Here is a 23,690-nt window from a genome sequence, read left to right on the forward strand (position 1 = left end):
TTTAGTGTATTTGCTTTATTAATAAATTTCACACTATCTTTGCAAAAGATTAGAAATGTAACAAATGAAATACGCAAAAAATATATTAGAAACTATTGGAAATACACCTTTAGTACAATTAAATAAAGTTACTTCAGAAGTAGATGCATTAGTTTTGGCTAAGGTTGAAACCTTCAATCCAGGTAATTCTGTAAAAGATAGAATGGCTGTGAAAATGATTGAAGATGCAGAAGCAGACGGTCGTTTAAAACCAGGAGGAACCATCATTGAAGGAACTTCAGGTAACACCGGAATGGGTTTGGCTTTAGCAGCTATCGTTAAAGGTTACAAATGTATTTTTGTTATTTCTGATAAACAATCTAAAGAAAAGTCAGATATTCTTAGAGCAGTTGGAGCTAAAGTAATCGTTTGTCCAACCGATGTTGAACCAACCGATCCACGTTCATATTATTCAGTTTCAAAAAAATTAGGAGAAGAAATTCCAAATTCTTGGTATGTAAATCAATATGATAACCCAAGTAACGCTATTGCACATTACGAACAAACGGGTCCAGAAATTTGGGAACAAACTGAAGGAAAGATTACGCATTTTGTTGTAGGTGTTGGAACGGGTGGAACTATTTCAGGAACTGCAAAGTATCTAAAAGAGAAAAATCCAAATATCAAAATTTGGGGTATTGATACCTATGGTTCGGTTTTCAAAAAATACCACGAAACTGGAATTTTTGACGAGAACGAAATCTACTCATATATCACAGAAGGAATCGGTGAAGATATTTTACCTAAAAACGTTGACTTTTCATTAATCGACGGATTTACTAAAGTTACCGATAAAGATGCAGCTGTTTATACCAGAAAAATTGCTTTAGAAGAAGGAATTTTTGTTGGAAACTCTGCTGGAGCTGCCGTAAAGGGTTTATTACAGTTAAAAGAACATTTTGGTCCAGAAGATGTAGTTGTGGTCTTATTTCACGATTCTGGAAGCCGTTATGTTGGAAAGATGTTTAACGATGATTGGATGCGCGAAAGAGGTTTCTTAGAAGAAGAAATCACAAAAGCTGAAGATTTAATCAAAGAGCATATCGAAAAACCATTAGTAATTGTTCGTACTGAAGAATTAGTTTCGCACGCTATCGAAAGAATGAGAAAATATAAAATCTCTCAAATTCCAGTAGTTGATGTAAATGGATTTGTAGGTTCTGTTGATGAATCCGATTTATTCCAAAGTTATATCACGGATAAAAATACTGCGGAAAGACCAATTCGCGAAGTAATGGGAAAACCATTTCCAATTGTAAAATTAGGTACGCCAGTGGAAGAAGTTTCTAAATTAATCACTAAAGATAACCAAGCGGTTTTAATTGATTTAGGAAATGGTAAACATCACATTATTACAAAACACGATATTATCAACTCGATAAAATAATTTTAAAAGGACGTTCATTTGAACGTCCTTTTTTTATTCTCCTAGTAAAACTCCTGAGACATTCCAAGCACTAAAACTTCCACCTTCGTTTGGACCTTGTGGGATTTTAACTTGTATCGTATGTGTTCCCGCTTTCAAATTTCCTAATTCAATATAAATTGGATTTGTTCCCGTTCCCGGACACCAATTCGAACGACTTAAATCTGAAGAAGATAATCCATCATTAAAATTTCCTGATGCAGGATTAAATAAGCGATAACCACCACAATCTTGTCGCCATGGAATAAACGAAAACACTTCTTTTCCGTTTAAAACAATGGTGTTTTTCTTTGGAACAAATTCGTCACCGTTTTCCCAACCACCATGACCAGTGGTAATGTAGCGCAATTGTGCGTTTTTGATTTCTTTGTCCAAAGTAAAAGTTACTTCTAAACCTTTTTCGTGATTGAACATCGTAGCATATTCTTGTCCCGCCATTTCCATTACGTTTGTAGTGTTGAATAACGGAATTGAAACATTCGTTTTATCCAACGAACTTTCGCTTGGATTAATAGTGATATTCATCGAAATTTTATGTCCGCCTTTGTCATAATTACCAATAAACGTTCCTACATAAACCGTTTTTCCTGATAAATTTGATTTTAAATCGGTTATGTCCATTCTGTATGGCACAATTTCGTACCAAGTTTTATCTTTCAGTTGAATGTAGTTGTATTGTTTGATTCCGAAAGGTGTAAAAAAGCGCATCAATTCAATTATTGGAGAAAAATCAGAAGTTGCCACAACACCCTGATATTGTTTTCCATTTCCGTTTTCATAAATAGGTAAAGTTTTAGCGCCATTTTGCAAACCATCTAAAAACGATTGTTTCTTATCTTGCGGAACCATAAAAACCGAACCCGTTCTGTCATAAGCATCACCATTCGATTGTTCCATTAAGTCTAAAAAGACTAAATCTCCTTTCTTAATTTCAGGAAATGTGATTTTTTTCAAAATAATAGTACCGTTTGCAAATCGCAAAATACTATCATTCGATTTGGAAGCGTCTGAGAAATTAATGATTTCATTTTCAAATATTTTAATCGTTGTAAAACGACTTTTCCAAACCAAATCTTTATAAGTCAATCCATCTAAAATAGGACTATTTGTAGTGCTGTTTTGTAAAATCATATTCGGACTAACCGATTTCATTTTCTCAATTTTAGTAGCCGAAATCACAAAATTACCATTACGAACCATCTCTAAAACCAACCCAATATTTTGTCCTAAAGTAGTTGGCGCTCCTTTAACTTGCAATTCATTCGTGTACCAAAGTTCAATGGTGTTTGAATTGATAATGGTTTTCGCTTTTTGACATTTGTAACCTAAAATAGTTTTGGTTTCTGGTAGAAATTCGAAGTTTTGTTTCGCTAAAGAAAGACTATCAACCGTAGTAACTGACTTGTCTTTTTTGAGTTGGGTAACATGAACAATTTTATTTTCAGAACGATTGATTAACGTTTGTTCGTATGGAAATTCCGCTTTTCTTGAATTCATTTTCTCAGTAGTAACTAAAGTTTCTGTTGGATTTGAGAAAACAAATATTGCATCTTGATTTTCGATTAGCTTCCCATTTGAACTTCTGCTGTAAGTAATTTTGAATCCTTTTGGTGGTTTTGCGCCTGTTTGAGATTGCGCAAACGTAAAAAGAATTAATAATGTGATGGTTATAAATTTTTTCATAAAAGTTGGGTTGTTCAGCAAATATAATTTTTTATCTTTGTTTTTCAATTATATACGCCATACAGAATGAAAGAAGATTTTTTGCACCACGTGTGGCAATTCAAGAAATTTGATATTGCCAATTTAAAAACTACAAAAGGAGAGTCGATTCAGATTCTCAATTCAGGACAATATTTGCAACTTGCCGGACCTGATTTTTTCAATGCGCAATTGATTATCGGTAACCAAAAATGGGCTGGAAATGTAGAAATACATCTCAAGTCATCAGATTGGTATGTGCACCATCACGAAAAAGATTCTAATTATGATTCGGTCATTTTACATGTCGTTTGGGAACATGATGTGCCTGTTTTTAGAAAAGATAATTCCGAAATACCAACTTTGGAACTTAAAGAACATGTTGTACTGTCGGATTTACATAAGTATCAATCGTTAATAAGTCAGAAATCATGGATTTATTGTGAAAATGATATTGGAAAAGTCGATGATTTTGTCTTTAAAAATTGGCAAGAGCGTTTGTTTTTTGAACGTTTGGAAAGAAAATCAATAGAAATTGTAAAATTATTACAAGATTCCAATAATGATTGGGAAGCTGTTTTGTTTTGTCTTTTAGCAAAGAATTTTGGGCTAAATACAAATGGAATTTTGTTTCAAAATATGGCAAAATCAATTCCGTTTTCAGTTATTCGAAAAGAATCTTTTTCAGTTGAAAACTTGGAAGCTTTATTTTTTGGACAAGCCAATATGTTGGAAGCTAATTTTCAAGATAATTATATTAAAAAGCTACAACAAGATTATAATTACCAGATTCATAAGTATCAAATTCCTAAAAAGATGTTCGAAAAAGTTGAGTTTTTTAAACATAGACCCGATAATTTTCCGACCATTCGATTAGCGCAATTAGCAGCTTTATATCATAAAGAACAGAATTTATTTTCAAAAATCATAAGTATTTCAAAAATATCAGATATCTATAATTTGTTCAAAGTTGAAGTTAGTAGTTATTGGGAAACACATTATAATTTTGATAAGGTTAGCGTTTTAAAAAAGAAGAAATTATCAATAGCTTTTATCGATTTGATTCTTTTAAACACTATTATTCCTGTTAGATTTACTTACGAACAAAGTTTGAAAAAAGAAAACGCTCAAGAAATTATAAATTTTGTAGAAGTAATTGAACCTGAAAAAAATATTATTGTAGATAAATTTTCAGCAATAGGAATTGTTGCTAAAAATGCTTTTGAAACCCAATCCTTACTGCAATTAAAGAAAGAATATTGCGAAGCTAAAAAATGCTTGGAATGTGCTATAGGTATTCATTTACTTAAAAATTAATTGTATTTTTGAGCGTTAATACTCAATCAATGGTTCAGAATTTATTACATTTTTTTGAAAAACACGGATTTTTTGTGGCTTCTCGTTTAGCTGATAGGTTAGGAATGCGTGCGACTAATGTGCGTTTGTTTTTTATTTATATTTCGTTTATAACCGTTGGTTTAGGATTTGGGTTTTATTTGACATTAGCATTTCTATTAAAGTTAAAAGATATGATAAAAGCAAAAAGAAGTTCAGTTTTTGACTTATAAAATTTCATTAAACGCAACTTTTATTTGTTTTTTAGATTGTTTTCTTATCTTTGAAAAATTAACAACCAATACAATTATATGACTGCAAAAGTAGAATCGTGGGGTTCACGAGTTGGACTTATTTTAGCCATGGCTGGAAATGCTGTAGGATTAGGAAACTTTTTAAGATTTCCTGTTCAAGCAGTTCAAAATGGAGGAGGAGCTTTTATTATTCCTTATTTAGTTTGTTTTTTATTAATGGGAATTCCGTTATTGTTTGTTGAATGGAGTATGGGTAGATTTGGTGGAAAATCAGGTCATCATAGTACACCATTTATTTTAGATAGTATGGATAAAAGAAGATTTTGGAAATATATTGGTGTTTTTGGAATTTTTACAAACTTAGCCGTTGCAGCTTATTATTGCTATTTAGAATCATGGACTTTAAGTTGGGTTTGGCATACAATATCAAGAACTTTTGCTGGTCAATCCCAAGAAGAAGTTGCTGGATTTTTTAATAGTTATGTTGGTTTAGAATCTCCATCTCAAACAATTTTCTTTTGGGTATTCTGTTTAATTTTAAACACTTGGATTTTATCAAAAGGATTAAGTGGAGGTGTTGAAAAAGTAGCTAAAATAGGAATGCCATTATTAATTTTATTTGGTGTTTTCTTAGCTATAATGGCTTTTAATGTTGAGGCTGGAGTTGCTGGAGCTATTAACGATGCGTCTGTTGGATTAAATTTCTTATGGACACCAGATTTTTCAACTATTTGGACACCTAAAGTATGGTTGGCAGCTGCTGGGCAAATTTTCTTTACACTTTCTGTAGGTATGGGGTCTATACAATGTTACGCTTCTTATGTAAAAAAGAATGATGATATCGCTTTAAATGCAATGAGTGCTGGTTGGATGAATGAATTTGTTGAAGTGGTTTTAGGAGCATCAATAATAATCCCTATTTCTGTTGGATATTTAGGTATAGATAAAGTTTTAGAAATGACTCAAACAGGTGGTTTAGGTCTTGGTTTTAAAACTTTACCATTCTTATTCGAACAATGGGGAACTGTTTTAGCAATTTTATGTGGAGTATGTTGGTTTGGATTATTGTTTTTTGCAGGAGTAACTTCATCATTAGCAATGGGTACACCAGTTTTAGGATTCTTAAAAGATGAGTTTGGTTGGAAACATAAAAATGCGGCTTGGGCTTTTGGTGGTTTAGTATTTATATTAGGATTGCCGACAGTATTATTCTTTAATTACGGTGTTTTTGACGAATATGATTATTGGGCAGGAACTTTTTCATTAGTAGTTTTTGCATTTTTTGAAATTATTCTTTTTGCTTGGATTTTTGGAATGGATAAAGGCTGGAAAGAAATTACAACAGGTGCAGATATTAAAGTGCCAACTATTTATAGATTTATTATAAAATTTGTAACACCAGTATTCTTAGGGGTTGTTTTCTTTTCGAGTTTGCCAGGTGTTTGGGATAAAATTTTAAATAAAGATATATATCAAAAAATTGCAAATACAACAGATGCTAAGGAATTAGAATTATTAAATGAAACTATTTTATTTGTAAACGCTTCAAGATTATTATTACTTTTAGTTTTCTTAGGAATTTCATATATGGTATTTGTAGCTTATAAAAAACGTAAAAAAGAAGGGAGAATATAATTATGAAAACAGAAGCTTTAATTACAATGCTTACAGCAGTTGGAACGGTAACAGCTGTTACAGGATATTTTTTCTACTTGGTTTTGACTACTCCTCCAAGGCAAGAGCCAGATTCTTTTGAGGAAAACGATGAAGAATTAGTACGTAAAAACGATTAATTAAGAATAAAATGAACAAAATAAAATCCTACTTCATGTTTTCAAGAGAACACCGAAGTGGGATTTTCTTGTTATTACTACTCATTCTTTTTGGACAATTAGCTTATTTTTTTCTATCCGAAAATTTATTTCAGAATAAAGAAATAAAAGAAGATAAAGCGTGGTTATTAGTTCAAAATGAAATTGATAGTTTAAAACAAATAAAAACAAATAGTAAGGATACTATTTATCCTTTTAATCCTAATTATATAACGGATTATAAAGGATATAAATTAGGAATGACAATTCAAGAAATTGACCGTTTACATGCGTATCGAAAACAAGGAAAATTTGTAAATTCTGCAAAAGAATTTCAACAGGTAACTCAAGTTTCAAATGATTTTCTATCTAAGATTAGTCCGTATTTTAAATTTCCTGATTGGGTTGTAAATAAAAGAACGTCTACTTCGGAAAAATTCCATAAGTTTTTACCAAAGGAAAAGGAAAAAATTATCCAAAAAGATATAAACACAGCAACACGAGAAGATTTAATCGCGGTGTATGGTATTGGGGAAAAATTGGCGGACAAAATTTTGCTAGAAAAAGAAAAGCTTGGTGGTTTTGTTAGCATGGAACAATTTCAGTTTATATGGGGAATTAGTCTAGAAGCTATTACTGATTTACAAAAACGTTTCTTTGTTAAAAATACCTCCGAAATTAAAAAAATAGCAATTAATGATTTGTCAATGAAAGAATTGGCAAAGTTTCCTTGTTTTAATTATGCTCTTGCAAAAGAAATTGTTGTGTATAGAACAATGAACAATGGTATAAAAGACATTACGGATTTAACAAAAATTAAGGGAATGCCTAACGAAAAAATCAAAATAATCGCCTTATATTTGGAATTCTAAAAAAATAAATAAAATCAATACATTAATTTTATGAATTCAATATATTTCACTGAAGAGCACGAATTATTCAGACAAAGTTTTAAAGATTTTTTGCATAAAGAAGTTGTTCCTCATATCGAAAAATGGGAAAAATCAGGAACAATTGAACGTTTCATTTGGGGAAAATTTGGCGAAATGGGTTTCTTTGGATTAAACTATCCAGAAGTTTACGGAGGAATGAACTTAGATTTATTTTACACAGTTGTTTTTTTAGAAGAGCTCCAAAAAATTAAATCTTCTGGCTTTGCGGCTGCTATGTGGGCTCATGCTTATTTAGCAATGACACATTTAAATGCTGAAGGTAGTGAGCGAATTAAACAAGAGTATTTAGCGCCAAGTATTTCGGGTAAAAAAATAGGCGCTTTATGTGTAACTGAACCTTTTGGAGGTAGTGATGTAGCAGGAATGCGAACTACAGCTGCAAAAAATGGAGATAAATACATTATTAATGGTTCAAAAACATTTATTACAAATGGTGTTTATGCAGATTATTATGTTGTAGCTGCAAAAACAAGTCCTGAACTAGGTAATAAAGGTATTAGTATGTTCTTGGTGGATACAAATCTAAAAGGAATTTCGGCAACAAAGTTAGATAAATTAGGATGGAGAGCTTCTGATACTGCTGAAATAGCATTTGATAATGTTGAAATTCCTGCAGAAAACTTAATGGGAGAAGAAGGAAAAGGTTTTCCATATATCATGCAACACTTTGCTTTTGAGCGTTTAATTATGGCAATTAATGCGCATGCAAGAGCAGAATATGCCATTGAATATACTATTGAGTATATGTCACAGCGTGAAGCTTTTGGAAGCACAATCAATAAGTTTCAAGCCTTGAGGCATACCATGGTTGAACATGCAACAGAAATTGAGCATTGCAAATTGTTTAATTATGCTGCTGTAGCTCGTTTAGATAAAAAAGAATACGTTGTTAAAGAAGCTACCATGGCAAAATTAAAATCAACTAAAGTGGCAGATTTAGCAATTTACGATTGCTTACAAATGTTAGGTGGTTACGGTTATATGGAAGAATATCCTTTGGCACGTTTGTTAAGAGATAGTCGTTTAGGTCCAATTGGTGGAGGAACTTCTGAGATTCTGAAAGAAATTTTATCAAAAATGATAATTGATAATCAGAATTATAAACCAGCGGTTAAATAATTTTGATTTATAATTTTTAATTCAGAATTATTTTCTACATTTGCAGCCTTAACGAGAGGAGGTGTCTATATTATGTTAATTATACCAATTAAAGACGGAGAAAATATCGATAGAGCATTAAAGCGCTATAAAAGAAAATTTGATAAAACAGGAACTGTTCGTCAGTTACGTGCTCGTCAAGCTTTCATTAAACCATCTGTTGTAAACAGAGCTAAGATCCAAAAAGCATCTTACATTCAAGGATTAAGAGACTCATTAGAGAGTTAATTTTTTGAATAAACTATACTAACCGCTAACTAATAAAGTGTAACTTTGTTGTTAGCGGTTTTTTTTATGTCTACAAATCTACAAGCATATCAGGATTATTTAGTTAAAGAGAAAAACTATTCTCCTTTAACGGTTCGTGCTTATTTAGATGATATTAAATCTTTTCAAGAATATCTTCTCGGTCAATCTGTAAATCTCGAAGAAGTTATTTACCCACATGTTAGAAATTGGATTGTGGTTCTTGTAGAGCAAAATATTTCAACCACTTCAGTTAATCGTAAAATATCGGCTTTAAAATCGTATTACAAATTTTTGTTGAAGGTGAAGCAAATTTCGATTAATCCATTGTTGAAACATAAATCTTTAAAAACTGCGAAGAAAGTTCAAATTCCTTTTTCCGAAAAAGAGTTACAAGATGTTTTTTCTGAAAATGAATACGCAAATGACTTTGAAGGTATTCGAAATCAATTTGTAATAGAACTTTTTTACACAACTGGAATTCGTAGAGCAGAGTTGATTAACTTAAAAATGAATAGTGTAAACGAAATTCAAAAAACAATTAGAGTTTTAGGAAAACGAAATAAAGAACGAATTATTCCGATGTTAGATTGTACTATTGAACTTTATAGATTATATAAGGAGCAACGAAATCAATTAGAGAGGATTAATGATGGTGAGGTGTTAATTTTATCTAAAACCGGAAATAAAGTAAGTGAATCACTTGTTTATCGTTTAATAAATGATTACTTTAGTACTGTCTCGAAAAAAGAAAAAAAGAGTCCACACGTTCTTAGGCATTCCTTTGCAACACATTTGTTGAATAATGGAGCCGATTTAAATTCCGTAAAAGAGTTATTAGGTCATGCTAGTTTATCGTCTACTCAGATATATACGCACAGCAGTTTGGCTGAAATAAAAAAAGTGTATCAAGAAGCGCATCCTAGAAATAAGAAATAACTCGATTGTATAACCATTTTAATTAACAGAATTATGAAAGTTAATGTGCAAGCAGTAAATTTTAATGTAGACAGAAAATTGGTAGATTTCATTCAAGAGCGAATGGATAAATTAGAAAAATATTACGATAAAATAGTTTCAGCTGAAGTTTTTTTAAGGCTTGAAAATACGAGTGATAAAGAAAATAAAACAGTAGAGATAAAAATTAATGTTCCTGGCGACGATTTTGTGGTTAAAAAAACTGAAAAGAGTTTTGAAGAAGGAGTAGATTTATCGGTTGATTCTTTAGAGCGTGTAATCTTAAAACGAAAAGAAAAATTAAGAGCGCATTCATAAAAAGAAAAAAAACATAAAAAATGTTTTGATTCAAAAATAAATTATATACATTTGCAGTCCGTTAGAAATAGCGGACTTTTTATATTTAAGTTGCCGGTGTAGCTCAGCTGGCTAGAGCAGCTGATTTGTAATCAGCAGGTCGTGGGTTCGAGTCCCTCCATCGGCTCAAAGTTATAAGTAACTGAATGTAAAAGGTTTGGGGAGATACTCAAGCGGCCAACGAGGGCGGACTGTAAATCCGCTGACTACGTCTTCGCAGGTTCGAATCCTGCTCTCCCCACGAGATTTTGAATTTAGAGAGAAGGATTTGGTTTTCTGAATTCTGATGGCTAACTTCTGAATACACAAAAGCCGGTGTAGCTCAGGGGTAGAGTGCTTCCTTGGTAAGGAAGAGGTCACGGGTTCAATTCCCGTCATTGGCTCTTAAAAAAAGTTTATTTTTTGAACACTAATATATAACTAAGATTAAATTATTAAATCATGGCAAAAGAAACCTTTGATCGTTCGAAGCCCCATTTAAATATTGGAACTATCGGACACGTTGACCACGGTAAAACTACGTTAACAGCTGCAATTACTAAAGTATTAGCTGATGCTGGTTTATCAGAAGCAAAATCATTTGATCAAATTGATAATGCTCCAGAAGAAAAAGAAAGAGGTATTACTATTAATACATCTCACGTAGAATATTCTACAGCTAACCGTCACTACGCTCACGTTGACTGTCCAGGTCACGCGGATTACGTTAAGAACATGGTTACAGGTGCTGCTCAAATGGACGGTGCTATCTTAGTAGTTGCTGCTACAGATGGTCCTATGCCACAAACAAGAGAGCACATCCTTTTAGGTCGTCAAGTAGGTGTGCCTAGAATGGTTGTATTCATGAATAAAGTGGATATGGTTGATGATGCTGAATTATTAGAATTAGTAGAAATGGAAATCAGAGATTTATTGTCTTTCTATCAGTATGATGGTGATAATGGTCCTGTTGTTCAGGGTTCTGCTTTAGGAGGATTAAACGGAGATCCAAAATGGGTTGCTACTATTATGGAGTTAATGGATGCTGTTGACAACTGGATTGAATTACCAGTTCGTGACGTTGAAAAACCATTTTTAATGCCAGTTGAAGATGTGTTTACAATTACAGGACGTGGAACTGTTGCTACGGGTCGTATCGAAACTGGAGTTGCTAATACAGGAGATGCTGTTGAAATCATTGGTATGGGAGCTGATAAATTAACTTCTACTATTACAGGAGTTGAGATGTTCCGTAAAATTCTTGATAGAGGTGAAGCTGGAGATAACGTAGGTTTATTATTAAGAGGTATCGCTAAAGAAGATATCAAAAGAGGAATGGTTATCATTAAGCCAGGATCAGTTAAACCACACGCTCATTTCAAAGCTGAGGTGTATATCTTGAAAAAAGAAGAAGGTGGGCGTCACACTCCATTCCACAATAACTACCGTCCTCAGTTCTACGTAAGAACAACTGATGTAACAGGTACTATTTCTTTACCAGCTGGTGTAGAGATGGTTATGCCTGGTGATAACTTAACAATTGATGTTCAATTATTAAGTCCTATCGCTTTGTCAGTAGGTTTACGTTTCGCTATCCGTGAAGGTGGTAGAACAGTAGGTGCTGGTCAGGTTACTGAAATTTTAGACTAATTATAAGTCAAAATAATAATTAAACCAGCAGTTCCGCTGCTGGTTTTTTAACAAACGGGCGTAGTACAAGGGTTAGTATAGTGGTCTCCAAAACCATTGATGGGGGTTCGAATCCCTCCGCCCGTGCAAATAAAGATTAAAATGACAAAAGTAGTTAATTACATATCTGAAGCATTTCATGAATTGAAAACGAATGTTACTTGGCCAGTTTGGGCAGATGTGCAACGTTTGACAATTATTGTAGCTGTATTTTCAATTGTTTTCGCTCTATTAACTTGGGGTGTTGATGAATTATTTGTAAAAGCACTTGAAGGTTTTTTTAACATTTTAAAATAGTACTTACAGTATGGCTGATAATAATGTTAATAAGTGGTATGTAGTAAGAGCTGTAAGTGGTCAGGAAAACAAAGTTAAAGCTTACATTGAAACAGAAACAGCTAGATTAGGTATGGCTGATTATATTTCTCAGGTTCTTGTTCCTACTGAAAAAGTAGTTCAAGTTAAAGATGGGAAAAAAATAGCTAAGGATAAAGTATACTTTCCTGGTTATATTATGATCGAAGCTAACTTAACTGGTGAAATTCCTCATATCATCAAATCGATTCCAGGAGTTATCGGTTTTTTAGGTGAAACTAAAGGTGGTGATGCTGTGCCATTAAGACAATCTGAAGTAAACAGAATGTTAGGTAAAGTAGATGAATTATCTGTTACAGTGGATAATGTAGTAATTCCTTATACTATTGGTGAAACAGTTAAGGTGGTAGATGGTCCTTTTAATGGTTTCAATGGAACTATTGAAAAAGTAAATGAAGAAAAGCGTAAACTTGAAGTAATGGTGAAAATTTTCGGAAGAAAAACACCTTTAGAGTTAAGTTTTATGCAAGTTGAAAAAGTATAATTTTCGTTACATATATAAATCACATCAATCGCTTCCAATTGATAGATGTGCTAAATTTTTTTAAAAATGGCAAAAGAAGTTAGTAAAGTAGTTAAACTACAAGTTAAGGGAGGTGCAGCGAATCCATCGCCACCGGTTGGACCTGCTTTGGGGGCTGCTGGGGTTAACATCATGGAGTTCTGTAAGCAGTTCAATGCAAGAACACAAGATAAACCTGGCAAAGTTTTACCAGTACAAATTACTGTGTATAAAGACAAGTCTTTTGACTTCGTTGTTAAAACGCCACCTGCTGCAATTCAATTATTAGAAGCAGCTAAATTAAAGTCTGGTTCTGGTGAACCAAATCGTAAAAAAGTTGCAAGTGTTACTTGGGACCAAATTAAAGCTATTGCTGAAGACAAAATGGCCGATCTAAATGCATTTACATTAGAGAAAGCTATGAGTATGATTGCAGGTACAGCTAGATCTATGGGTATAACAGTAACAGGGAATGCTCCTTTTTAATCGTTAAAAGAATTAGACAATGGCAAAATTGACAAAAAAGCAAAAAGAGGCTGCAGCAAAAATTGAGAAGAATAAACTTTATAGTTTAAAAGATGCTTCTGCATTAATTAAACAAGTTGCTTCTGCAAAATTTGATGAGTCTGTTGATATCGCAGTTAAATTAGGGGTAGATCCAAGAAAAGCGAATCAAATGGTAAGAGGGGTTGTAACATTACCTCACGGAACTGGTAAAGATGTAAGAGTTTTAGCTCTTGTTACTCCAGATAAAGAAGCGGAAGCTAAAGCTGCTGGTGCAGACCACGTAGGTTTAGATGATTATCTTCAAAAAATCAAAGATGGTTGGACAGATATTGATGTAATTATCACTATGCCAGCTGTTATGGGTAAATTAGGTCCATTAGGACGTGTTTTAGGACCAAGAGGTTTAATGCCTAACCCTAAAACAGGAACTGTAACTATGGATGTTGCTAAAGCTGTTGCAGAAGTAAAAGCTGGTAAAATCGATTTCAAAGTTGATAAAACTGGTATCGTTCACGCAGGAATAGGTAGAGTATCTTTTGATGCTGATAAAATCTATGAAAATGCACACGAAATCGTTCAAACATTAATCAAATTAAAACCAACTGCAGCTAAAGGTACATATATTAAGTCTATTCACTTATCTTGTACAATGAGTCCTGCTATTGCTTTAGATCCTAAAGCAATATAATTGGTAGTTAAAAATTTTTAGTATGACTAGAGAAGAAAAATCAATCGCGATTAAAGATTTAACTGCACAGTTAGCGGATGTTAATGTTATCTATTTAGCAGACATTTCAGGACTAGATGCAGATACTACTTCAAACTTAAGAAGAGCTTGTTTTAAAGCAGGTATTAAATTAGAAGTTGTGAAGAATACATTACTTGAAAAAGCAATGGAAGCTTCTGATAGCGACTTTGGTGATTTATCAACAGTTCTTAAAGGAAATACTTCTATGTTTATTGCTGATACGGCTAATGGTCCAGCAAAAATCATTAAAGAATTTCGTAAGAATGGTGAAAAACCACTTTTTAAAGGAGCTTATATTAACCAGGAAATTTACATCGGTGATAATTTATTAGACAGCTTAGTAGCTATCAAGTCTAAAGAAGAAGTTATCGGAGAAATCATTGGATTATTACAATCTCCTGCTCAAAGAGTTATTGCAGCTCTTAAAAATCAACCTAACAAGGAAGAAGGAGCAGAATAATAAGTACGCACAAATAAATTATATTTTTTACAAAACATTTTAAACGATAGAAAAAATGGCAGATTTGAAACAATTCGCAGAACAATTAGTTAACTTAACAGTTAAAGAAGTTAACGAATTAGCAACAATATTAAAAGATGAGTATGGTATCGAGCCTGCTGCTGCAGCTGTTGTAGTTGCTGCTGGTGGTGGAGCTGCTGGAGCTGCTGCTGAGCAAACTGAATTTACAGTAGTATTAAAAGAAGCTGGTGCTTCTAAATTAGGAGTTGTTAAAGCAGTTAAAGAATTAACTGGTTTAGGTCTTAAAGAAGCAAAAGATTTAGTTGATGCTGCACCAACAAATGTAAAAGAAGGTGTTTCTAAAGATGAGGCTGAAGGTCTTAAGAAAGCTTTAGAAGAAGCAGGAGCTGTAGTTGAGTTAAAATAATTTTTACTCATTAATAAGCTAGGTTTAGGTCTTGAGAGTGTTCTCAAAGACCTAAACCATTTTGCGTATATTAAATTATTGTATTTTTTATGCGTTTTAAAGTAAACAATAACGAAGAAAAAAATTAAACTAACTTTCCTGGTTTATTTTAAAGATGTATTGTTTATTAAAAAGGAAGTATTATTAAAACAGTGTATTTACACAAAAATTACTTTTTTTAAATCAAAATTTTATCCATTGATGATTGCTAATCAGACTGAAAGATTAAATTTTGCTTCTACTAAGAACATTCCTCAATATCCAGATTTCCTAGATATTCAGGTAAAATCGTTTAAAGATTTTTTCCAATTGGAAACTAAATCTGACGAAAGAGGCAACGAAGGGCTGTATAATACCTTCATGGAAAACTTTCCAATTACGGATACGAGAAATCAGTTCGTATTAGAATTCCTAGATTATTTTATTGATCCACCTAGATATACCATCGAAGAGTGTATTGACAGAGGTTTAACGTATAGCGTTCCTCTTAAAGCTAGACTAAAATTATATTGTACTGACCCTGAACACGAGGATTTTGAAACAATCGTTCAAGATGTGTATTTAGGAACAATACCATATATGACTCCTAGTGGTACATTCGTAATTAATGGTGCTGAGCGTGTAGTTGTATCGCAATTACATAGATCTCCAGGTGTATTCTTTGGACAGTCTTTCCATGCAAATGGAACTAAATTGTATTCTGCCAGAATTATTCCTTTTAAAGGTTCTTGGATTGAATTCGCTACTGATATCAATAACGTAATGTATGCGTATATTGATAGAAAGAAAAAATTACCTGTTACTACTTTATTTAGAGCAATCGGATTTGAAAGAGATAAAGATATCTTGGAAATTTTCGACTTAGCAGAAGAAATTAAAGTTTCTAAAACGGGTATTAAAAAATATGCTGGAAGAAGACTTGCTGCTCGTGTATTAAATACATGGCATGAAGATTTCGTAGATGAAGATACTGGAGAAGTAGTTTCTATCGAACGTAATGAAATTATCTTAGATCGTGATACAATCCTTGATAAAGATAATATCGAAGAAATAATTGAAGCAGACGTAAAAACTATCCTTTTACATAAAGAGGATAACAACGCGGCTGATTATACAATTATTCATAATACGTTACAAAAAGATCCAACAAACTCTGAAAAAGAGGCTGTTGAACACATTTACAGACAATTACGTAACGCGGAACCGCCTGATGAGGAAACGGCTCGTGGTATTATAGATAAATTGTTCTTCTCTGATCAACGTTATAACTTAGGTGAAGTTGGTCGTTACAGAATGAACAAAAAGTTAAACCTTGATATTCCAATGGAAAAACAAGTTTTAACGAAAGAAGATATTATTACAATCGTTAAATATTTGATCGAATTAATCAACTCTAAAGCAGAGATTGATGATATTGATCACTTATCAAACCGTCGTGTAAGAACAGTTGGTGAGCAATTATCAGCTCAGTTCGGAGTAGGTTTAGCTCGTATGGCTAGAACAATCCGTGAAAGAATGAACGTTCGTGATAACGAGGTGTTTACACCAATCGATTTGATTAATGCTAAAACATTATCATCGGTTATTAACTCTTTCTTTGGAACTAACCAGTTATCTCAGTTCATGGATCAAACAAATCCATTAGCAGAGATTACACACAAACGTCGTTTATCTGCCCTTGGACCTGGAGGTTTATCTAGAGAAAGAGCTGGTTTCGAGGTGCGTGACGTTCACTATACACACTACGGAAGACTTTGTCCAATTGAAACTCCAGAGGGACCAAACATTGGACTTATTTCATCTTTAGGAGTTTATGCTAAAGTAAACGGAATGGGATTCATCGAAACGCCTTACCGTAAAGTAACGGATGGTGTGGTTGATTTAGAATCTACTCCAGTTTATTTAAGCGCTGAAGAGGAAGAAGGTAAAATGATTGCTCAAGCAAACATTGAAATGGATGCTAAAGGTAAAATTACTGCTACGAATGTTATTGCACGTGAAGAAGGAGATTTCCCAGTGGTTGCTCCAACTGCCGTTCATTATACAGACGTTGCTCCAAATCAAATTGCTTCGATTTCAGCTTCATTGATTCCTTTCTTAGAACATGATGATGCGAATCGTGCGTTGATGGGATCTAACATGATGCGTCAGGCCGTTCCATTATTACGTCCTGAAGCTCCAATCGTGGGTACTGGTTTAGAAAGACAAGTTGCTTCTGATTCAAGAGTATTAATCAATGCGGAAGGAAACGGAACTGTTGAGTATGTTGATGCTAATATGATTACTATCAAATACGACAGAACTGAAGAAGAACGTATGGTAAGCTTTGATTCAGATGAGAAAACGTATCAATTAATCAAATATAGAAAAACCAACCAAAGTACTTGTATCAACCTTAAACCTATCGTAAGAAAAGGTGACAGAGTTGCTAAAGGACAAGTATTATGTGAAGGTTATGCTACTCAAAACGGAGAATTAGCAATCGGAAGAAACTTAAAAGTGGCGTTCATGCCATGGAAAGGGTACAACTTCGAGGATGCAATCGTAATTTCTGAAAAAGTAGTTCGTGATGATATTTTTACATCATTACATATTGATGATTATACATTAGAAGTTCGTGATACTAAATTAGGTAACGAAGAATTAACTAATGATATTCCAAACGTTTCAGAAGAAGCTACTAAAGATTTAGATGAAAACGGTATGATTAGAATTGGTGCAGAGGTTAAACCTGGCGACATTCTAATCGGAAAAATTACACCAAAAGGAGAATCAGATCCTACTCCAGAAGAAAAACTTTTAAGAGCTATCTTCGGGGATAAAGCGGGTGATGTAAAAGATGCTTCATTAAAAGCGTCTCCATCTTTACACGGTGTAGTTTTAGACAAAAAATTATTTGCGAAAGCAGTAAAAGATAAGAGAAAACGTTCTAAAGATAAAGAAGACGTTGATAAATTAGAAGTTGAGTTTGAAGTTAAGTATACTGACTTGAAAGACAAATTAATTGAAAAATTATTTGTTATCATCGACGGTAAAACTTCTCAAGGTGTAATGAACGATTTAGGTGAAGAAGTATTACCAAAAGGTAAAAAATTCACTAAAAAGATGTTACAAGGAGTAGAAGATTTTGCTCACTTAACTAAAGGTCAATGGACAACAGATGAGCATACCAATGCAATGGTAAATGACTTAATTCACAACTACAAAATCAAATTAAACGATTTACAAGGTTGGTTAAGAAGAGAGAAATTTACAATTACTGTTGGGGATGAATTACCTTCTGGAATTTTAAAACTTGCTAAAGTTTACATCGCTAAGAAACGTAAATTAAAAGTAGGGGATAAAATGGCAGGACGTCACGGTAACAAAGGTATTGTTGCTAAAATCGTTCGTCATGAAGATATGCCATTCTTAGAAGACGGAACACCAGTAGATATCGTATTAAATCCACTTGGGGTACCATCTCGTATGAACATCGGTCAGATTTATGAAACAGTTCTTGGTTGGGCTGGACAAAAATTGAACAAGAAATTTGCTACTCCAATTTTTGACGGTGCTACTTTAGATCAAATTAATGAATTTACAGACGAAGCTGGAATTCCAAGATTCGGTCATACATACTTGTATGATGGAGGAACTGGAGAGCGTTTCCACCAACGTGCAACTGTGGGTGTAATTTACATGTTGAAATTAGGACACATGGTAGATGATAAAATGCACGCACGTTCTATTGGTCCATACTCGTTAATTACGCAACAACCATTAGGAGGTAAGGCTCAATTTGGAGGTCAGCGTTTTGGAGAGATGGAGGTTTGGGCACTTGAAGCATACGGTGCATCAAGTACTTTAAGAGAAATCTTAACTGTTAAATCGGATGACGTTATTGGTAGAGCTAAAACTTACGAAGCTATCGTTAAAGGTGAAACTATGCCAGAACCAGGATTGCCAGAATCATTCAATGTATTAATGCATGAATTGAAAGGTCTTGGTTTAGACATCAGATTAGAAGAATAAAAAAGAATGCAGTATTCAGTTCCGATTTTTTCTGAGCTGAATACTTTTTATAATTAAGTTTTTAAGGATTTATAACCGTAAACCGTTCCGATTTTTTATTTAAACCTTTTGGTTTTTATAATTAGCACTTCAAAATTTTAGATTTGAAGTTTAGAGAAGTAATCCGTGTTAGAGACGTTGCACCGCAACGTCTGTACAAAATCAATTTTTAATTGCAAAATAAATCAATAGTAAAAACTATGATGAATAATAGAAATAGTAAAGACAAGCAACAAATCAAAAGATTTAACAAAATCACGATAGGATTAGCTTCTCCAGAATCAATTTTAGGAGAATCCAGAGGTGAGGTTTTAAAGCCAGAAACTATCAACTATCGTACTCACAAACCAGAAAGAGATGGTCTTTTCTGTGAACGTATTTTCGGTCCAGTAAAAGATTACGAGTGTGCTTGTGGAAAATATAAAAGAATTCGCTACAAAGGAATCGTTTGTGACCGATGTGGTGTTGAAGTAACAGAGAAAAAAGTACGTAGAGATAGAGTTGGACACATCAACCTTGTTGTGCCTATCGCTCACATCTGGTATTTCCGTTCGTTACCAAACAAAATTGGTTATATTTTAGGTTTACCATCTAAGAAATTAGATATGATTATTTACTACGAAAGATACGTAGTAATTCAAGCAGGTGTTGCTAAAAACGCTGATGGCGAATCATTACAAAGATTAGATTTCCTTACGGAAGAAGAGTATTTAAATATTTTAGATACACTTCCAATGGAAAATCAATATTTAGATGACAACGATCCTAATAAATTCATCGCTAAAATGGGTGCTGAATGTATTATGGATTTATTAGCTCGTACTGACTTAGACGAACTTTCTTATAGTTTACGTCACGCTGCTAATAACGAAACATCTAAACAACGTAAAACTGAAGCGTTAAAACGTTTAAATGTTGTAGAATCGTTCCGTGACTCGAATAAAAATAGAGAAAACCGTCCTGAATGGATGATTTTAAAAGTTATTCCAGTTATTCCACCAGAATTGCGTCCGTTAGTGCCTCTTGATGGAGGTCGTTTCGCAACTTCAGATTTAAATGATTTATACAGAAGAGTTATCATCCGTAACAACCGTTTAAAAAGATTAATGGAGATTAAAGCTCCAGAAGTTATCTTAAGAAACGAAAAACGTATGTTACAAGAATCTGTAGATTCATTATTTGATAACACGCGTAAAGCTTCTGCTGTTAAAACAGAATCAAACAGACCATTAAAATCTTTATCAGATTCATTAAAAGGTAAACAAGGTCGTTTCCGTCAAAACTTATTAGGAAAACGTGTAGATTATTCTGCTCGTTCAGTAATTGTCGTTGGACCAGAAATGAAATTGTTCGAATGTGGTCTTCCAAAAGATATGGCTGCTGAACTATACAAACCATTCGTTATTCGTAAGTTAATCGAAAGAGGAATTGTTAAAACAGTGAAGTCGGCTAAGAAAATTATCGACAAAAAAGAGCCAGTTGTATGGGATATTTTAGAGAATGTAATTAAAGGACATCCTGTATTATTAAACCGTGCTCCTACGCTTCACCGTTTAGGTATTCAAGCATTCCAACCTAAGTTAATTGAAGGAAAAGCAATCCAGTTACACCCATTAGTATGTACGGCATTCAACGCCGATTTCGATGGTGACCAGATGGCGGTTCACTTACCATTAGGGCCAGAAGCTATTTTAGAGGCACAATTATTAATGTTGGCTTCTCACAATATCTTGAATCCTGCTAACGGTGCTCCAATTACAGTACCTTCTCAAGACATGGTACTTGGTCTTTATTACATGACCAAAGAGCGTTTGTCTACTCCAGAAATGAAAATTTTAGGAGAAGGTTTAACTTTCTATTCTGCTGAAGAAGTAAATATTGCTTTGAATGAAGGAAAATTAGAATTAAATGCTAGAGTGAAAATTAGAGCAAGAGATTTTAATGAAGAAGGTGAATTAGTTTATAAAATTATCCAAACTACAGCAGGTAGAGTATTATTTAATGAAGTAGTACCTGAAGCTGCAGGATATATTAATGAGGTATTAACTAAGAAATCACTTCGTGATATTATTGGTAAAATCTTAGCGGTTACTGACGTTCCTACAACAGCAGCTTTCTTGGATAACATGAAAGATATGGGGTATAAGTTCGCATTCCGTGGAGGATTGTCATTCTCATTAGGTGATATTAGAATTCCAGAACAAAAAACGCAGTTAATAGCTGATGCTCGTGAGCAAGTTGATGGAATTTCGATGAACTATAGTATGGGTCTTATTACCAATAACGAACGTTACAACCAAGTTATTGATATCTGGACTTCTGCTAATGCTCAATTAACAGAGTTAGCAATGAAAAATATCCGTGAAGACCAACAAGGTTTCAACTCGGTATATATGATGCTTGACTCTGGAGCAAGGGGTTCTAAAGAACAGATTCGTCAGTTAACTGGTATGCGTGGTTTGATGGCTAAGCCTAAAAAATCAACCGCTGGTGGTGGTGAAATTATTGAAAACCCGATTTTATCTAACTTTAAGGAAGGTCTTTCGATTCTTGAGTACTTCATTTCTACTCACGGTGCTCGTAAAGGTCTTGCGGATACGGCTCTTAAAACTGCCGATGCAGGTTACTTAACGCGTAGATTACATGATGTATCTCAAGATGTTATTGTAAACTCTGTAGATTGTGGTACTTTAAGAGGAATTGAAGTTTCTGCTTTAAAGAAAAATGAAGAAATCGTTGAAACTTTAGGAGAAAGAATCTTAGGACGTGTAGCTTTACAAAATGTAATTAATCCTCTTGATAATGAAGTTTTAATTCATGCTGGTGAACAAATTACAGAAGCTGTCGTTAAGAAAATTGAAGCATCTCCAATCGAAAGAGTAGAAGTGCGTTCTCCATTAACATGTGAAGCTACAAAAGGTATTTGTGCAAAATGTTACGGAAGAAACTTAGCTACAGGTAAGATGACTCAGAAAGGTGAAGCAGTTGGAGTTATTGCAGCGCAATCAATTGGTGAGCCAGGTACGCAGTTAACACTTCGTACGTTCCACGTTGGAGGGGTTGCTGGAGGTATCTCTGAAGAATCTAGCATTGTTACTCGTTTTGCAGGTAGATTAGAAATTGAAGATTTAAAAACAGTTAAAGGTGAAGATGCTGAAGGAAACACTGTTGATATCGTAATTTCTCGTTCTACGGAATTAAAATTAGTAGATGCTAAAACTGGAATTTTATTAAATACACACTATATTCCTTACGGTTCAAGTATTTTTGTTAAAGACGGAGACGTTGTTGAAAAAGGTACTACAATCTGTAAATGGGATCCATATAATGGAGTTATTGTTTCAGAATTTACAGGAAAAATTGCTTACGAAGATTTAGAACAAGGACAATCGTTCTTAGTTGAAATCGATGAGCAAACAGGTTTCCAAGAAAAAGTAATTTCTGAAGGTAGAAATAAAAAATTAGTTCCTACTTTATTGATTTACGGAAAAGATGGCGAATTAATTCGTTCATATAACTTACCAGTTGGAGCTCACCTTATGGTAGATGATGGCGAGAAAATTAAAGCAGGTAAAATTTTAGTAAAAATCCCACGTCGTTCTTCTAAAACAGGCGATATCACGGGAGGTTTACCAAGAATTACCGAGTTATTAGAAGCTCGTAATCCATCTAACCCAGCAGTAGTTTCTGAAATTGACGGTGTAGTTACTTTCGGAAAAATAAAAAGAGGTAACCGTGAAATCGCTATCGAGTCTAAATTTGGTGAAGTGAAGAAATACTTAGTAAAACTTTCGAACCAAATCTTAGTACAAGAGAATGACTACGTGAAAGCAGGTACGCCACTTTCTGATGGTGCAATTACTCCAGAAGATATTTTAAGAATTCAAGGGCCATCTGCTGTTCAACAGTATTTAGTAAATGAAATTCAAGAAGTTTACCGTTTACAAGGGGTAAAAATCAACGACAAACACTTTGAGGTAGTAATTCGTCAAATGATGCGTAAAGTAAGAATTGTTGATCCAGGAGATACATTATTCTTGGAAGATCAATTAGCTCATACTAGTGATTTCCTTGTTGAAAACGACAAGTTATACGGAATGAAAGTAGTGGAAGAAGCAGGTGACTCTGAAAATTTAAAACCGGGTCAAATTATTTCTCCACGTCAGTTAAGAGATGAAAATTCGTTATTAAAACGTAATGATAAAAATTTAGTAGAAGCTCGTGATGTTATTACAGCAACTGCTACTCCAGTACTTCAAGGTATTACGAGAGCATCGTTACAAACAAAATCATTTATTTCTGCTGCATCGTTCCAGGAAACTACTAAAGTATTAAACGAAGCTGCAGTTGCAGGTAAAGTAGATACTTTAGAAGGATTAAAAGAAAACGTTATTGTAGGTCACAGAATTCCAGCCGGTACAGGTATGAGAGACTACGATAATACAATAGTAGGTTCTAAAGAAGAGTACAACGAACTTATGGCTGCTAAAGAAGAGTTTAACTACTAATAATTAGTAACTATTATTCAAATATCCAAAAGCCTAACAGATTTTTCTGTTAGGCTTTTTTTTTACACTAATAATACTTATTCTTGTATAAGATTTTCAAATATTGTTTATATCAACTAATATTATACAGGTCAAATAAATTCAAAAACTTCAATGACTTATATAT

At 33.5% G+C, this 23,690-nt stretch carries 20 protein-coding genes and 4 tRNA genes; 23 read left to right on the forward strand and 1 reads right to left on the reverse strand.

Annotated features, from left to right (window positions below):
- The first annotated feature begins 64 nt into the window (after positions 1–64).
- A complete protein-coding gene (locus GFJ94_RS10835; RefSeq protein ID WP_153201544.1) occupies positions 65–1,426 on the forward strand; it encodes a pyridoxal-phosphate dependent enzyme in 1,362 nt (453 codons plus the stop codon).
- Positions 1,427–1,459: 33 nt separating this feature from the next.
- On the opposite strand, the gene GFJ94_RS10840 is transcribed toward GFJ94_RS10835, so the two are convergent.
- A complete protein-coding gene (locus tag GFJ94_RS10840; RefSeq protein ID WP_153201545.1) occupies positions 1,460–3,148 on the reverse strand; it encodes a GLPGLI family protein in 1,689 nt (562 codons plus the stop codon).
- Between the two features lie 66 nt (positions 3,149–3,214).
- On the opposite strand from GFJ94_RS10840, the gene GFJ94_RS10845 reads away from it, so the two are divergent.
- The 22 genes from GFJ94_RS10845 to rpoC all read left to right on the forward strand — a co-directional run bounded on the left by GFJ94_RS10845 (position 3,215) and on the right by rpoC (position 23,524).
- The gene (locus tag GFJ94_RS10845) at positions 3,215–4,483 is read left to right on the forward strand and encodes a DUF2851 family protein (protein ID WP_153201546.1); all 1,269 of its coding nucleotides are present in this window, start codon (positions 3,215–3,217) and stop codon (positions 4,481–4,483) included.
- A gap of 29 nt (positions 4,484–4,512) precedes the next feature.
- Entirely contained in the window at positions 4,513–4,734 is a 222-nt protein-coding gene (locus GFJ94_RS10850; RefSeq protein ID WP_153201659.1) for a PspC domain-containing protein, read from the forward strand.
- Between the two features lie 78 nt (positions 4,735–4,812).
- A complete protein-coding gene (locus GFJ94_RS10855) occupies positions 4,813–6,390 on the forward strand; it encodes a sodium-dependent transporter (RefSeq protein ID WP_153201547.1) in 1,578 nt (525 codons plus the stop codon).
- 2 nt (positions 6,391–6,392) lie between these two features.
- Positions 6,393–6,548 (forward strand): hypothetical protein, encoded by a 156-nt coding sequence (locus GFJ94_RS12625; RefSeq protein ID WP_203228656.1) that lies wholly within the window; start codon positions 6,393–6,395, stop codon positions 6,546–6,548.
- 11 nt (positions 6,549–6,559) lie between these two features.
- Positions 6,560–7,438, forward strand: coding sequence for a helix-hairpin-helix domain-containing protein (locus tag GFJ94_RS10860; protein ID WP_153201548.1), 879 nt, complete (start codon positions 6,560–6,562; stop codon positions 7,436–7,438).
- Between the two features lie 30 nt (positions 7,439–7,468).
- Entirely contained in the window at positions 7,469–8,638 is a 1,170-nt protein-coding gene (locus GFJ94_RS10865) for an acyl-CoA dehydrogenase family protein (protein WP_153201549.1), read from the forward strand.
- Positions 8,639–8,710: 72 nt separating this feature from the next.
- A complete protein-coding gene (gene rpsU, locus GFJ94_RS10870) occupies positions 8,711–8,905 on the forward strand; it encodes a 30S ribosomal protein S21 (RefSeq protein WP_111567655.1) in 195 nt (64 codons plus the stop codon).
- A gap of 66 nt (positions 8,906–8,971) precedes the next feature.
- Complete coding sequence (locus tag GFJ94_RS10875) at positions 8,972–9,862, forward strand: tyrosine-type recombinase/integrase (protein WP_153201550.1); 891 nt, start codon at positions 8,972–8,974, stop codon at positions 9,860–9,862.
- A 33-nt stretch (positions 9,863–9,895) separates the two neighbouring features.
- Positions 9,896–10,198, forward strand: a complete 303-nt coding sequence (hpf, locus tag GFJ94_RS10880; RefSeq protein ID WP_153201551.1) for a ribosome hibernation-promoting factor, HPF/YfiA family — start codon at positions 9,896–9,898, stop codon at positions 10,196–10,198.
- A 92-nt stretch (positions 10,199–10,290) separates the two neighbouring features.
- Positions 10,291–10,364: transfer RNA gene (locus GFJ94_RS10885), tRNA-Thr, on the forward strand.
- Positions 10,365–10,396: 32 nt separating this feature from the next.
- Positions 10,397–10,478, forward strand: a tRNA-Tyr gene (locus GFJ94_RS10890).
- 70 nt (positions 10,479–10,548) lie between these two features.
- Positions 10,549–10,620: transfer RNA gene (locus tag GFJ94_RS10895), tRNA-Thr, on the forward strand.
- Positions 10,621–10,678: 58 nt separating this feature from the next.
- Positions 10,679–11,866, forward strand: coding sequence for an elongation factor Tu (tuf, locus tag GFJ94_RS10900; protein WP_026724875.1), 1,188 nt, complete (start codon positions 10,679–10,681; stop codon positions 11,864–11,866).
- Positions 11,867–11,920: 54 nt separating this feature from the next.
- A tRNA-Trp gene (locus GFJ94_RS10905) sits at positions 11,921–11,992 on the forward strand.
- A gap of 15 nt (positions 11,993–12,007) precedes the next feature.
- Complete coding sequence (gene secE, locus GFJ94_RS10910) at positions 12,008–12,202, forward strand: preprotein translocase subunit SecE (protein WP_133610637.1); 195 nt, start codon at positions 12,008–12,010, stop codon at positions 12,200–12,202.
- A gap of 10 nt (positions 12,203–12,212) precedes the next feature.
- Positions 12,213–12,764 (forward strand): transcription termination/antitermination protein NusG, encoded by a 552-nt coding sequence (gene nusG, locus GFJ94_RS10915; RefSeq protein ID WP_153201552.1) that lies wholly within the window; start codon positions 12,213–12,215, stop codon positions 12,762–12,764.
- Positions 12,765–12,830: 66 nt separating this feature from the next.
- A complete protein-coding gene (gene rplK / locus GFJ94_RS10920) occupies positions 12,831–13,268 on the forward strand; it encodes a 50S ribosomal protein L11 (protein ID WP_008256586.1) in 438 nt (145 codons plus the stop codon).
- Positions 13,269–13,287: 19 nt separating this feature from the next.
- Positions 13,288–13,977, forward strand: coding sequence for a 50S ribosomal protein L1 (gene rplA, locus GFJ94_RS10925; RefSeq protein ID WP_153201553.1), 690 nt, complete (start codon positions 13,288–13,290; stop codon positions 13,975–13,977).
- A 22-nt stretch (positions 13,978–13,999) separates the two neighbouring features.
- Positions 14,000–14,497 carry a 50S ribosomal protein L10 gene (gene rplJ, locus GFJ94_RS10930; RefSeq protein WP_153201554.1) on the forward strand — a complete coding sequence of 166 codons (498 nt, stop codon included), beginning with the start codon at positions 14,000–14,002 and terminating at the stop codon, positions 14,495–14,497.
- Positions 14,498–14,552: 55 nt separating this feature from the next.
- Positions 14,553–14,924: a 50S ribosomal protein L7/L12 gene (rplL, locus tag GFJ94_RS10935; protein WP_153201555.1), complete on the forward strand. Its 372-nt coding sequence runs from the start codon at positions 14,553–14,555 to the stop codon at positions 14,922–14,924.
- Between the two features lie 240 nt (positions 14,925–15,164).
- Positions 15,165–18,977 (forward strand): DNA-directed RNA polymerase subunit beta, encoded by a 3,813-nt coding sequence (gene rpoB, locus GFJ94_RS10940; protein WP_153201556.1) that lies wholly within the window; start codon positions 15,165–15,167, stop codon positions 18,975–18,977.
- Between the two features lie 239 nt (positions 18,978–19,216).
- A complete protein-coding gene (rpoC, locus tag GFJ94_RS10945; protein WP_153201557.1) occupies positions 19,217–23,524 on the forward strand; it encodes a DNA-directed RNA polymerase subunit beta' in 4,308 nt (1,435 codons plus the stop codon).
- The last annotated feature ends 166 nt before the right edge of the window (positions 23,525–23,690 follow it).

Source organism: Flavobacterium sp. LMO8 (genome assembly GCF_009495755.1).
Taxonomy (GTDB): Bacteria; Bacteroidota; Bacteroidia; order Flavobacteriales; family Flavobacteriaceae; genus Flavobacterium.